Annotated in this window: 14 protein-coding genes; 4 read left to right on the top strand and 10 right to left on the bottom strand. The window is 46.4% G+C overall.

All coding sequences use genetic code 11. The features are described 5' to 3' along the window. Positions 1 to 161: 161 nt before the first annotated feature. The 3 genes from rplT to infC form a co-directional block, all read right to left on the bottom strand. Positions 162 to 506, bottom strand: coding sequence for a 50S ribosomal protein L20 (gene rplT / locus EII32_RS00850; protein ID WP_125233565.1), 345 nt, complete (start codon positions 504 to 506; stop codon positions 162 to 164). Positions 507 to 532: 26 nt separating this feature from the next. Beyond that, complete coding sequence (gene rpmI / locus EII32_RS00845; protein WP_125233564.1) at positions 533 to 730, bottom strand: 50S ribosomal protein L35; 198 nt, start codon at positions 728 to 730, stop codon at positions 533 to 535. A 77-nt stretch (positions 731 to 807) separates the two neighbouring features. Then, positions 808 to 1500 carry a translation initiation factor IF-3 gene (gene infC / locus EII32_RS00840; protein ID WP_125233563.1) on the bottom strand — a complete coding sequence of 231 codons (693 nt, stop codon included), beginning with the start codon at positions 1498 to 1500 and terminating at the stop codon, positions 808 to 810. Between the two features lie 194 nt (positions 1501 to 1694). Between infC and EII32_RS00835 the strand changes: the two genes are divergently transcribed. From EII32_RS00835 to EII32_RS00820, 4 genes are all read left to right on the top strand, one after another. Further along, on the top strand, positions 1695 to 2453 hold the full coding sequence (locus EII32_RS00835) for an amidohydrolase (protein WP_125233562.1): 759 nt from the start codon (positions 1695 to 1697) through the stop codon (positions 2451 to 2453). A 25-nt stretch (positions 2454 to 2478) separates the two neighbouring features. Then, the gene (locus EII32_RS00830; RefSeq protein ID WP_125233561.1) at positions 2479 to 4101 is read left to right on the top strand and encodes a thiamine pyrophosphate-dependent enzyme; all 1623 of its coding nucleotides are present in this window, start codon (positions 2479 to 2481) and stop codon (positions 4099 to 4101) included. A gap of 32 nt (positions 4102 to 4133) precedes the next feature. Then, positions 4134 to 4706, top strand: a complete 573-nt coding sequence (locus EII32_RS00825) for an indolepyruvate oxidoreductase subunit beta (protein WP_125233560.1) — start codon at positions 4134 to 4136, stop codon at positions 4704 to 4706. A 105-nt stretch (positions 4707 to 4811) separates the two neighbouring features. After that, on the top strand, positions 4812 to 6122 hold the full coding sequence (locus EII32_RS00820; protein ID WP_125233559.1) for an aminotransferase class I/II-fold pyridoxal phosphate-dependent enzyme: 1311 nt from the start codon (positions 4812 to 4814) through the stop codon (positions 6120 to 6122). A gap of 110 nt (positions 6123 to 6232) precedes the next feature. Here EII32_RS00820 and EII32_RS00815 read toward each other — a convergent pair whose 3' ends face one another. The 7 genes from EII32_RS00815 to nuoH are packed head-to-tail and all read right to left on the bottom strand — an operon-like array spanning position 6233 to position 13693. Then, positions 6233 to 7669 (bottom strand): NADH-quinone oxidoreductase subunit N, encoded by a 1437-nt coding sequence (locus EII32_RS00815; protein ID WP_125233558.1) that lies wholly within the window; start codon positions 7667 to 7669, stop codon positions 6233 to 6235. 2 nt (positions 7670 to 7671) lie between these two features. After that, positions 7672 to 9171, bottom strand: coding sequence for a NuoM family protein (locus tag EII32_RS00810; protein WP_125233557.1), 1500 nt, complete (start codon positions 9169 to 9171; stop codon positions 7672 to 7674). A gap of 40 nt (positions 9172 to 9211) precedes the next feature. Continuing rightward, positions 9212 to 11200, bottom strand: coding sequence for an NADH-quinone oxidoreductase subunit L (gene nuoL, locus EII32_RS00805; protein ID WP_199741372.1), 1989 nt, complete (start codon positions 11198 to 11200; stop codon positions 9212 to 9214). 26 nt (positions 11201 to 11226) lie between these two features. Next, the gene (gene nuoK, locus EII32_RS00800) at positions 11227 to 11535 is read right to left on the bottom strand and encodes an NADH-quinone oxidoreductase subunit NuoK (protein WP_125233611.1); all 309 of its coding nucleotides are present in this window, start codon (positions 11533 to 11535) and stop codon (positions 11227 to 11229) included. Positions 11536 to 11541: 6 nt separating this feature from the next. After that, complete coding sequence (locus EII32_RS00795; protein ID WP_125233555.1) at positions 11542 to 12054, bottom strand: NADH-quinone oxidoreductase subunit J; 513 nt, start codon at positions 12052 to 12054, stop codon at positions 11542 to 11544. A gap of 6 nt (positions 12055 to 12060) precedes the next feature. After that, on the bottom strand, positions 12061 to 12594 hold the full coding sequence (locus tag EII32_RS00790) for a NuoI/complex I 23 kDa subunit family protein (RefSeq protein WP_125233554.1): 534 nt from the start codon (positions 12592 to 12594) through the stop codon (positions 12061 to 12063). Positions 12595 to 12604: 10 nt separating this feature from the next. Next, positions 12605 to 13693 (bottom strand): NADH-quinone oxidoreductase subunit NuoH, encoded by a 1089-nt coding sequence (gene nuoH / locus EII32_RS00785; protein WP_125233553.1) that lies wholly within the window; start codon positions 13691 to 13693, stop codon positions 12605 to 12607. Positions 13694 to 13720: the final 27 nt, after the last annotated feature.

Raw genomic sequence — 13720 nt, 5'->3', positions numbered from 1 at the left:
TCAATTTCGGCGGATTTGCTTTTTAATTCCACCGAAATTGAAAAGTAATTCCACCGAAATTGCAACGGTTGTTCATACATAAAGACAAAGTGTTTTAATGAAATATGCCGCCGGACACAAACTCTGTCCGACGGCATATTCAAATATTTCGTAATTCCGAATTACTTTACCTTTGCCACAATGGCCTTGAAAGCCTCCGGATTGTTCAGTGCGAGGTCTGCGAGAACCTTGCGGTTTATCTCGATACCGGCCCTGCGCAATGCACCCATCAACTGCGAGTAACTCATTCCCTCGATGCGTGCGGCAGCATTAATACGCTGTATCCAAAGTGCACGGAATACGCGCTTCTTGTTTTTGCGGTCGCGATATGCGTAAGTTAAACCCTTTTCCCAGGTGTTCTTTGCTACTGTCCAAACATTCTTGCGGGCACCGAAGTAACCGCGTGTAAGTTTCAGAATTCTCTTTCTCTTTGCTCTTGAAGCAACATGATTTACTGATCTTGGCATAGTTTCTTTCCTTTCTTAATTAATGATTAACGAAGGCAGAGCAAATCGCGTACCTGCTTCAGGTTGCTGTTGTCAACTATTGCAGAGTGAATAAGGTTTCTCTTCTGCTTCTTTGTTTTCTTTGTCAAGATGTGGCTGTGATAAGCATGCTTGCGCTTAATCTTGCCAGTACCGGTGAAACGGAAACGTTTCTTCGCACCGGAATTTGTCTTCATTTTTGGCATTTTTTTATTATTTAATTGTTATTTATAATGGGGCGGCAACGTATATACCTGACGTTACGCGCACCCGTTGACCTTTGTCAGTCTTCACTATCCTCTTTCAGTTTCTTCAATATGTCCTCGCCACCTTTCACGTTGGCAAACAATCCTCCTTTTCCGACAGTCTGTGCTTCAACTTGCTGCGTTTCCTCGGCTTTCGCATCTGTCTCGCTGCGCTCACGGTCTCGTTTCTGTTGGCTTTTCTTTGCCACGCCCGCTTTCTTCGGAGTGATGTAAAGGAACATCTTTTTGCCTTCAAGGCTCGGCATTTGCTCAACCTTTCCGTATTCCTCGAGGTCGTTTGCAAAACGCAGCAAGAGAACCTCTCCCTGCTCCTTGAATAGTATTGAGCGACCACGGAAGAATACATACGCACGAACCTTGTTTCCATCCTCGAGGAACTCCTTGGCATGCTTCAGTTTGAAGTTGTAGTCATGTTCGTCGGTTTGAGGACCGAAGCGTATCTCCTTTATGTCCTGCTTCACTTGTTTTTGCTTCATCTCCTTGGCACGCTTCTTCTGCTGATAGAGGAATTTCGAATAGTCGATGAGTCGGCATACGGGAGGATTGGCATTGGGAGATATTTCCACGAGGTCAACACCTTGTTGGCGCGCCATGTCCAATGCTTGCCTTGTCGGCATTACGGTGGATCCGTCTTCTCCTACAATTCTTACTTCGCGAGCACGTATCTGCTCGTTAATACGGTATTGGTTACCTTTTTTGTCGTTCTTCATCAAATGTTATTAAGTGACTATTTTCGAAAATCGGTTGCAAAGGTAGTGATTAGAAAGCAAACAGCAAAATAATTATCGATTTATTTTTGTTTTACGTTTTTTTTTTGCATCTTTGCAGTCGTGAAGGTAATACTTTACACTTTTCCGAGTTAAAAAACAGGAAGCGAACCGGATTTTATTCAATCGGAAAGACTATGAAGACAACTATTCTACAAATGGATATGGTTTGGAAAGACCGTTCCGGCAATGTCAAAAAAGCAGATGCCATGATTAACAATGCGCCGGAGTCCGACCTTTATATTCTTCCGGAGATGTTCACGACGGGCTTTGTCACCGAACCGGAAGGAATTGCAGAGGACGAAGACGGGGATACATTGCGCTGGATGCGTCGTAAGGCGACTGAAAAAGGAGCGGCCATTGCCGGCAGTATGGCAATAAGGTGCGGCAACAGTTTTTTCAACCGATTGTATTTTGTCAAGCCGGATGGCGAAATTGCCACCTATGACAAACGTCACTTGTTCTCGTATGCAGGTGAGAATCTGCATTATACAAGAGGAAAAGAGCGTGTCGTGACGGAATGGCGAGGTGTAAGGATATTGCTTCAGGTGTGCTATGATTTGCGTTTTCCGGTGTTCGGCAGAAATCGCGGCGACTACGACATGGCAATATATGTAGCCTCGTGGCCGACAAGTCGCATAAATGTATGGAACACACTGTTACACGCAAGAGCAATAGAAAACCAATGCTATGTGGCGGGAGTGAACAGAATCGGGCGCGACCCTGACTGCGAATACTGCGGAAACTCACTCGTGGCAGACCCTTACGGCAACGACATGGCAATTTGTAAAAACGGAGAAGAGTGTGCCGCAACGGTAGAAATAGACATGGAAAAACTGTCCGCTTTCCAAAAGAAATTCCCCGTGATGAATGATGCTGATATAATACACGTTTAATAACTAATACCTAAATTTTAACAAAATGACAGAAAAAAAACTTTTATTGGGAGACGAAGCCATTGCCCTGGGTGCAATCCATGCCGGACTGTCCGGTGTGTATGCTTATCCCGGAACTCCCTCGACCGAGATTACCGAGTTCATACAAGGCAACGAGATTGCCAAGGAACGCGGAATACACAGCCGCTGGAGCACGAACGAAAAGACAGCGATGGAAGCCGCGCTGGGCATGTCGTTCATGGGCAAGCGTGCAATGGTCTGCATGAAACACGTAGGTCTTAATGTATGTGCCGACCCATTCGTTAACTCCGGCATGACCGGGGTTAACGGCGGTATAGTGGTTCTTGTGGCCGACGACCCTTCCATGCACTCGTCACAGGACGAACAAGACTCACGCTTCTATGGCAAATTTGCAATGATACCTACATTCGAACCGAGTTCGCAGCAGGAGGCGTATGACATGATGAACACTGCATTCGAGTACTCCGAAAGTCAGCATCTGCCGGTGTTGATGCGTGTGACGACGCGCATGGCACACTCTCGTGCAGTGGTAAAAGTGGCAACCGAAGCGCGTAAGGAAAACGAGATGAACTACAATGCCGAAGCGGGCAGTTGGGTATTGCTGCCGGCAAACGCACGCAAACGCAACGACATCGTCACGGCACAACAGGCGGAACTTGAAGCCGATGCAGTAGTGTCTCCGTATAACAAATACATCGAAGCAAAAGGAAGCGCTGCAACCTCCATGGGTATAATAGCAAGCGGCATAGGTTTCAACTATGTCAACGAGTGTTTCCCCAACGGCAGTCCATATCCCATATTGAAGATTTCGCAATATCCGCTGCCGAAAAAACTCGTAAGACGCATGTGCGATGAATGCGACTCGGTGCTCGTCGTAGAAGAAGGGCAACCGTTTATCGAGGAAATACTGCGTGGCGTAATGGACGGAAATGCAGTTATAAAAGGACGACTGACCGGAGAATTGCCACGCACCGGCGAACTAAATCCGGACGTGGTGAAGAAGGCTCTCGGAATGGAAACGGGTGAAAACTTTGCTCCTTGCGAAGATGTGGCACCGCGCCCGCCGGCACTTTGCAAAGGTTGCGGACACAGAGACATGTATGCAGCATTAAACGAGGTACTGCGCGAATACGATAATGCACGCGTGTTCGGAGACATTGGCTGCTATACACTCGGTTTCCTGCCACCGTTCCGTGCAATACATGCATGTGTCGACATGGGTGCCAGCATCACAATGGCAAAAGGTGCGGCAGATGCAGGACAATGGCCATCGGTGGCAGTAATAGGCGACTCAACGTTTACACATTCCGGAATGACAGGACTGCTTGATGCCATAAACGAAAATGCAAACATAACGGTTATAATAAGCGATAACCTCACCACCGGAATGACAGGAGGACAGGAGTCGGCAGGAACGAACAAGTTCGAAGATATATGCCGCGGACTGGGTATAAGCAACGACCACTTGCACGTTGTTGTACCATTGCCCAAGAACATGACGGAGATAACACGCATCATTCGCGAGGAGATAAACTACAAGGGTACTTCTGTAATCATTCCAAGACGCGAATGCGTACAAACACTGCAGCGACACATGAAGCAGAAAAAGGCTGCGGAAAAGAAATAACCCTATAAATCCGTAAAAACGTAAATCTAAAAATGAAAACAGACATAATTTTATGTGGTGTGGGAGGACAAGGTATCCTTTCCATCGCAACAATAATAGGCGAGGCGGCCATGAACGAGGATCTTTACATCAAACAGGCAGAGGTACACGGAATGAGCCAAAGAGGAGGGGACGTGCAATCGAACTTGCGCATCTCGTCAGAGCCGATAAACAGTGACTTAATAGCAAAGGGAAGTGCCGATGTGATAATATCAATGGAGCCGATGGAGGCACTGCGTTATCTGCCCTATCTCGCCAAAGACGGTTGGATAATAACATCAAGCACACCGTTCGTGAACATAACGAACTATCCCGACATGGAGGTTATAAATGCAAACCTTGCAAAGATAGACAACGTTATCGTACTCGACATAGAGAAGATGGCAAAGGAGAACAACGTGCCTCGCTCGGCAAACATGATACTGCTCGGAGCGGCACAAAAGGCTCTCGGCATAGAATACTCAAAACTGGAAGATGCCATACACAGAGTATTCGGACGAAAAGGCGATGCCATCGTTGAAGCGAATATCAAGGCTCTCGCATTAGGAAGGGCTGAACAAAAATAATATTTGATTGAGAATTGGAAGTTGTGAATTGACTGTACTTGACAGAAAAACGATTCCCAATTTCCGATTCTCAATATTAAAGTCTCAATCCTAAAATTCAATTAAATGAATACCCCAATAAAAAAAGAAATAGTTGACAAATTGATCAACAATTTAGGAATACGCGACTTTGCCAAAGCAACGATACGCGAGGTAAAACAAGTTGCTGCAATGGCAGAGAAAGAGTCAGGTGTGGAATTTATAAAAATGGAAATGGGAATACCTGGACTGCCTGCCGCAAAGGTGGGAGTAGATGCACAGATAAAGTCTTTGCAGGAAGGTATTGCTCACAGTTATCCGGACATACAGGGTTTTCCGGAATTGAAACGTCAGGCATCACGCTTTGTGAAGGCTTTCATCGACATAGACATAAAGCCGGAAGGATGTGTACCGGTATGCGGAAGTATGCAGGGAACGTTCGCATCGTTCCTGACATGCTCGCAGGCTGACCGTAAAAAAGATACTGTTCTGTTTATCGATCCCGGATTTCCCGTACAGAAAATGCAGTTGCAGGTTCAAGGTGTGAAATATGAAACGTTCGACGTATATGACTACCGCGGTGACAAACTGCGTGTAAAACTTGAAAGCTACTTGTCGAAAGGAAATATCTGCGCCATTGTATACAGCAACCCCAATAATCCATCGTGGATATGCTTCAATGATGACGAATTGAAAATTATCGGTGAAATGGCGACACGCCATGATGTCATAGTAATGGAAGATCTCGCATATTTCGCAATGGATTTCCGTAAGGATATGAGCCAACCGTTCCAACCGCCATTCCAACCAAGTGTGGCTCGATACACCGATAACTATATCTTGCTCATAAGCGGATCGAAGGCTTTCAGTTATGCCGGCGAACGCATCGGTGTGACATGCATCAGCGATAAATTATTCCACCGACACTACGATGATTTGTCGGCACGATACGAGGGACTTCCTTTCGGACTTGTATTCTCTACACGCATGCTTTATGCCTTATCATCGGGAACGAGCCACAGCGCACAGCACGCAATGGCGGCAATGCTCGGTGCGGCATGCGATGGTACTTACAATTTCCGCAACGAGGTGAAAGTTTATGGAGAACGGGCGCATAAACTTAAGGAAATATTCTGCAAGCATAATTTCCACATAGTATATGACCGAGACCTTGACCGCCCCATTGCCGACGGTTTTTATTTCACCATTGGATACCCCGGAATGACAAGCGGAACATTGGCACGCGAACTGATGTACTACGGTGTCAGCGCCATCTGTCTCATTACAACGGGTTCGCAACAAGAGGGATTGCGTGTCTGCACATCGTTCATAGAGGAACATCAATATGCACAACTCGAAGAACGCATGAAACTGTTCGCAGATAACAATCCCGTATGACATCTGTTTAAAAGTAGATTCCATAAATTAAATGAACCCCGAAAGTTGGTCTTATTTCCAACTTTCGGGGGTCATACCATTTTGGTGGTAACCTCATTACATGTGGTTACTTATGCCGCTGCGGCGAATATCCAATCGTAAATGCACGAAAAAATACCGAAAAGCATTATGCCTGCCGTACAGATGGCAAGGGCGATACGCGTACCGGCATCAGTGCGGAACGTTGGCAACGGATTTTCTGCCGAGCGAATATACATTGCTTTCACTATGAGCAGATAGTAGTATAGCGATACAACGGTGTTTATCAATGCCACGAAGACTACTATGTATGCCAATGTTGAACCTTGTTCTGCCGCTGCCATGAAGACAAAGAACTTAGAGAACATTCCTGCAAACGGCGGAATTCCGGCAAGTGAAAAGAGGGAAAGCGTCATAAGGAATGCCAACTTAGGATTCTTGGAATAGAAACCATCATAGGCACGCATATCCGTTCTGCCTGAATTGTTCTCCTCGACAGTGCCTATAACGGTAAATACGGCAAGGTTGGCTGCTACATATACAAGTACGTAGTAACTTAGTGCTGCCACACCGTGCTGGTTTGCTCCCACCACGGCAAGCATAATATAGCCTGCCTGCGAGATGGAACTGAATGCCATGAAACGCTTGAGTTCTTTCTGTCGTATGGCGAAAAGATTTGCTATGGTAATGCTGAGCACAATTACTATGTACAAAAGATACTCCCAATATTGTATCATCGGTGCGAACACTTTCATCAAAATGATACAAAGCGCAAATGCCGCTGCTCCCTTGGATATAACGCTCAAATAGCCGGTGATGGTTGTCGGTGCGCCCTGATATGTGTCGGCTGTCCAAAAATGGAACGGAACGAGACTTATCTTGAATCCGAGACCACTGAAGAAAAACACAAGTCCGACAATGCTCAAGGCAAGATGTTCCTTGCCAAGTACTGTTGTAAAATCATCGAAATAAAGTTGTCCCGTTGCACCATACAGCATTGATATGCCGTACAGCATCACACCACTTGAGAATGTGGCGGTGAGTATATACTTGGCCGAAGCCTCCGCAGAGTTGTGGCGGTACTTGTCGAGTGCTACGAGGCATGCCATCGGCACGCTTGCCATTTCGAGTCCGAGGAAGAACATAAGGAAATGTCCGGATGACATCATCATGTTCATACCTAGCAGTGTAGAAACCACAAGCATATAGAACTCACCCTCCTTGAAAGCCGTATCTTCACGCGAGAGCCATTGTCTTGCCTGTATTACGACAACGAGTGTGCCTGCCGCGAGTATTGTTTTCATCACGTTAGCCGCGGCTGTTGTGACATACATACCTCCAAATGCCGTTGTCGGGTCTTTCTGGAGGAAACTGACTACCGTCTGCACAAGCAACAGCAGACACATCAGCGGGTTAAACCAAGTGCGCCGCCCGTTCTTAGACGATGCGAAATCTGCCACGAAGGCTATAATCAGAATGGCAACAAGCGTTGCCTCCGGAATCATGTTTAGAAATTGACTGTATCCCATAATTAGATGCTGGCGGTTAAGATGTTAGACAAAACGTTACCTACTCCACTGTCGATTACCCGACTTGCCCACATCGGGAAAGTGCCAAGACCTGCAACACAAGCAATGAGGCAGATTACGGCAAACCGCTCGTCCCATGTGGCATCGGTAAGTTTAACAGTATCCATGTGCGGATATTGCAACTTTTGGAACAGTATCTTACCCACAACACGCAGAATATATACAGCGGTAATTACTATCGAGCAACAGGCGATAATGGTACATACGCGACGGAATGTGTCGGCTTTCTCGAACGAACCCACGAAGATTGTCATCTCTGCGATGAAGCCCGAGAAACCCGGAAGCCCGAGATTGGCAAGACCGGCAACGACATATCCCACGGCAAGGAATGGCATTACCTTCATCAAACCACCGAGATAGCGAACGTCACGAGTGTGTGCACGACCGTAAATCATACCGATGAGTGCAAAGAAGAGTGCCGTCATAAGTCCGTGTGAAAGCATTTGGAGAATTGCTCCGGTACATGCAGTCTGGGTCATCATAAGAAGTGCAAAGAGTACCAGGCCGCAATGCGAAACCGAAGAGTATGCGTTGATGTACTTAAGGTCGGTCTGCACGCATGCCGAGAGTGCCCCGTAAACAACCGATATGGTAGTTAGGATAAGGAAGATCCATGCCAACTCGCGTGCCGCATCGGGAAGTAAGAACATTGCTATGCGGAAACAACCATATCCTCCGAGCTTCATCAGCACACCGGCATGAAGCATTGACACGGCCGTGGGCGCAGAGGCATGACCATCGGGACTCCAAGTGTGGAACGGGAAAAGAGCACCAAGTACACCAAAACCGATGAAGATGAACGGGAAGAATATCTTCTGCACTTCCACCGGAATGTTGTGCATGGCAGCAATCTCGTTAACGTTCATCGTTGTGGCACCGCTGAAGAAATAGATACCAAGAATTCCGAGAATGAGGAGTGCAGACCCTCCCATAAGCATTAGCGTAAGTTTCATTGCGGCATACTCCTTGTTGCCGCTGCCCCATACGCCGATGAGAAGATACATCGGTATGAGTGCCACCTCGTAGAACATAAACATGGTAAACATATCAACCGAGATAAAGAAACCATAAACACCGAGAGAGAGCAGAGTAAACCAAAGAAAATACTCCTTCTTCATCGGTTGTAACTGCCACGAGGCAAACGTTCCTGTAAAGACTATTATGCTTGACAAGAGCAACATCACTACCGAGATACCGTCAACACCAACGGCATATTTTATGTTCAAAGGCTTGAACCAATCAACGGCATAAGTGTGAAGCATCATACTGGTATCACCTCCGGCACGAGCCTGAATGAAATCTATTGTCAGCCATATAGACAATGCCAGCAGACACGAAGCACCGGCAACCATCACGCCACGCACCTGATTGTCGTTGCGGGCAATCCACAGTGCAGGCAACATCAAGGCCGGGATAACTACGAATAATGTTAATATAGACATAATGCTATTTACTATTTAACAATTTACTATTTTAAATATTTTATATTGCCAACAATATCAGTGCGAGTGCAACAGAACCGGTAAGGAACCATACTGCATATTGGCGTACATCGCCGCTCTGCCACGGGCGTAGTGTCTCACCAGCCTCGTTGGCTCCCCATGCCATGAAGTTGAAAGTGCCATCTACACAGTGACGATCGAACCATGCTATAGGGTGTGAGAAAAAGCGGAAAATTATCTTATGTGTAACGAACATCCACACTTCGTCCATGTAGAAACGCTTGTAAGCAGCACGGTGGAGACGTGGGAACATCTTATACATACGTTCGGCAACAGGTTGCTTCTCTCCTTTATATATATAGGTGGCAAGTGCTATGGCGCAAATCGCAATTACTGTGGAAGTGAGTGCGATGGTGGTATCAAAATGAATGGTATAGTCCTTACCCGAAGCAGTTACGAAACTACCGAAACTGCCACTCCAACCGAGGAAACCTGCAAGTGTGGTGTATATGCCAACACCAACGGTTATCAAGCAGAGGACAATCAAAGGTATTGTCATTGAGAACGGTGCTTCATGCGGAGTATGCTTGGCATGGGCGTCCTTGTTTTCCGTCCCCCAGAATATTCCGAAATAGAGACGGAACATATAGAATGCCGTCATGGCAGCAACGCCGGTCATCCACCAGCCGCAAAGCGGACTATATGCAAAACATGCAGATATTATCTCGTCCTTAGAACTGAAACCTGAGAAGAATGGTATGCCGGCAATTGCAAGGCAGGATATAAGGAATGTCACATGAGTTATAGGCATGTATTTACGCAAACCTCCCATCATTGACATCTCGTTTGAGTGAACTGCGTGTATTATACATCCTGCGCAGAGGAACAAGCATGCCTTGAACATGGCATGTGTAAAAAGATGGAACATTGATGCCATGTAACCCAGTTGTGCATGGTTGTCGAGTAGTTCGCCGTGATGTCCGGGCATGGAAACGCCGAGCGCAACCATCATGAAGGCTATCTGCGAGATGGTAGAAAAAGCAAGCACACGCTTAATGTCCGTCTGGGCACATGCCACGGCGGCGGCATAAAAAGCAGTGAAAGCACCTATTATCACCACGATGCTCATTTGGTCGGGAGCATATCCTACCCACAACGGGAACATGCGGGCAATTTGGAAAACACCGGCAACGACCATCGTCGCAGCATGAATAAGCGCACTGACTGGCGTAGGACCTTCCATGGCATCAGGAAGCCAGATATGCAATGGGAACATTGCAGACTTACCGGCACCACCGATGAACATAAGTACCAATGCTGTAGGAATTATGAAACCTCCGGCAGCAACTGCCTTTGTCATGTCAGCGGTAATGAAAGGCTCTGTTCCCTGCCCCATTACTATGTCGCCGACAAAACTGAAACTGAACGACTGGGTGTAATAGCCGAACAGTAAAATACCGATAAGGAAGAAAAAGTCGGCAAAACGAGTAATGATGAAAGCTTTCTTTGATGCTGCGACCGCAGAATGCGTGGGATAATAGAAACCGATGAGCAAATATGAACTAACACCCACGAGTTCCCAAAACAGATACATCTGAAAGATGTTGGTGGCCAACACAAGTCCGAGCATAGACATGGTAAAGAGCGAAAGATAAGCATAATAACGCTGGAAACCTTTCTCACCGTGCATATATCCGAACGAATAGATGTGAACCATGAAACTTACCGTGGAGATGAGAATGAGCATCATTACCGAAATCGGGTCGAGAAGAATACCGAGGTCGAAATGAAGTGCACCCAGAGGCAGCCATGTAAAATTATAGGGAACGATTGTCTGGAAGACATCATTAACCCTGTCGGCCGTAAAATATACAAATACCGTGTAATATGACAGTGCCGTAACCGCACCGAGAGACGTTGTCCCGATGAGTCCTGCCACTTTATGAGACATCTTCATGCCCGCAAGTCCAAGTATAATGAACGATAGCAGCGGCAAAAGCAGTATCAAGAAAGAATAACTGTAATCCATAATGATGTTCTGAATTCTTAATGATATTAATTTCTAAGTTCTTTGATGCTGTCAACCGAGTCGTTTCTGAAATTGCGGAAGACATTGATAATTATAGCGATTGCCACTGCCGTTTCTGCAGCACTCACGCCTATTGAGAAGAGAGTGAAGAAGAAACCGTCAAGCATTCCCGGATATAGAATGCGGTTGAATGCGGCAAAGTTTATATCCACAGAGTTAAGTATCAACTCAACAGAAATGAGCATTGCAATCAGGTTGCGGCGAGAGATGAAGCCGAACACACCGATGAAGAACAACAGTGCCGATAACACAAAATAATATTCTACTGGTATCATCATTGCTTAACCCTTTCTTGAAATTACAATACCACCGATGATACATGCCAAAAGAAACACCGAGATAAACTCGAACGGAAGCACATAACCGAATTTGTCGGCTCCTACGAGTTGGTTTCCGATTGTCTCTACACTGATTTCTGCATCGGGAAGTTTTGCGAAATTATTGATGAACTGATTCTTAAGGAATACAGCCACGACTGTGGCAAATCCCACGAGTGTAACAAGAGCACCGAAAACCACCCGGCTTCCTTTAACGCGCTCGACAAGACCTTGCAGCGTACGTTTGCTTACCAGTTGTATGGCAAAGATGTAAATCATTGTCACGCCACCGGCATATACAGAAATCTGTGCGGCTCCGAGATAGGTGTAATCAAGCAGGAAATACAGACCTGCCACACCGAAGAGCACGAACAGCAGAAACGTAGCCGCCCTCATTATACGCTTAGTGGTAACGCATAGTACGGCAGAACCGAGGATTACCACAGCGAGAATTGCAAATACTATTATATTAGCCATTTCTCTTTATTTCTTTTTAGTATTAAACTTGCCTATTTCCATCGGTGCGCCACCATCAATGAGATTGGGAAGAGAACCTCCGTTATAAACCTCCTTGTCAAGATGTAGCACGAGAGCATCGCGACCGAACGTAGCATTCTCGAAATCGTTCGTAAACTCGATGGCATCAAAATTGCAGGCATTGGTACACAACTGGCAGAACATGCAGTCGCCAAGGTCGTAACGGTAGTCGCGCAATTCGCGTTTCTTCTTTCCCGTCTCTTCGTTTGTAACCATCTCCGATACAATCTTTATCGTACCGTTGGGGCATACCTTCTCACACATCGTGCATGCGGTACACTTGTAGGTGCCGTCCTCGTTGCGCTTAAATACGAGTCGCCCACGATGTCTTTGCGACACATGCAGCATCGTCTTGCGGTTTTCGGGGTATTGTTCGGTTGATTTCGGCGTGAAATACTCTTTCAGTGTCGTCTTCATTCCGACACAAAGAGTTTTCACGGCACTGCCGATTTCTCCGAAATATGATTTGTTGTTTTCCATATTCTACACCTTATTTAATATATATACCCAAAGCCACGATGACAGTCATCAGTACGATGTTGATGAGAGAAAGTGGCATAAGATATTTCCACTCTAACTTAAGTATTTGGTCTATACGCAGGCGCGGGAAAGTCCAACGCACCCACATCAAGAGCCAAACCACAAGAAATGCCTTGCCGAAGAACCATACGAACCCGGGAATCATGTCCATCAGTCTGTCAAATGCCGCAACACCAATATTTATAGGTGCCCAGCCGCCGAGGAATACCGTTGCGGCTATGCCTGAGATGACAAAAAGGTTGAGATACTCGGCAAGATAGTAGAAACCAAATCCCATTCCGGAATACTCCGTATGGTAACCCGCGGTAAGTTCGCTCTCAGCCTCTGCAAGGTCAAAAGGACCGCGGTTGGCCTCGGCATTACCGGCAACGAGGAACACGAGGAAAGCAATTATGGCAGGAATATGTCCTTTGAAGACAAGCCATTGCCACGGACCGGTCTGTGCTTCTACAATTTCGCTCATCTGCATGGTACCCGTAAGTATAACGGCAGAGATGAGACATAGACAAAGCGACATCTCGTAAGAAATCATCTGCACCGCACCACGCATGGCACTTACCACAGAATACTTGTTGTTAGATCCCCATCCGGCCATGAACATTCCCACCACACCTATTGAAGAAACAGCGGTGAGGAGGAACAGACCGACGTTAAAGTCAAGTATTACGGCACCTTTGTTCCAAGGAAGGAACGAAAACGTACCCACGGAAGCCACGATAACGAAAATCGGAGCGATGATATACAGGAACTTGTCCGCCTTATCTACAAAGAAAATCTCTTTAATGAGCATCTTCAATACATCGGCAATCACCTGCAACAATCCCCATGGACCTACACGCATCGGGCCGAGACGGCATTGAAAGTAGGCACACACCTTACGTTCCATGAATATCAGCACCATAGCGATGAGTGAGTATGCGGTAAGAATGAGCAGCCCCACCACTACGCACTCGATAAAGATCGACCAAAAGTCGCCAAGCCCGAGTGTCTGGCGCAGCAACCCGTCGAACCATTGTGTAACTATACTAAAGTCGAACATAATGATTATCTGTTTTCTATTATCTGT

It is taken from the genome of Prevotella sp. OH937_COT-195 (genome assembly GCF_003932845.1).
Taxonomy (GTDB): Bacteria; Bacteroidota; Bacteroidia; order Bacteroidales; family Bacteroidaceae; genus Prevotella.
The sequence above is the reverse complement of the archived record's forward strand: the minus strand, read 5'-3'. Positions and strand labels throughout refer to the sequence as shown.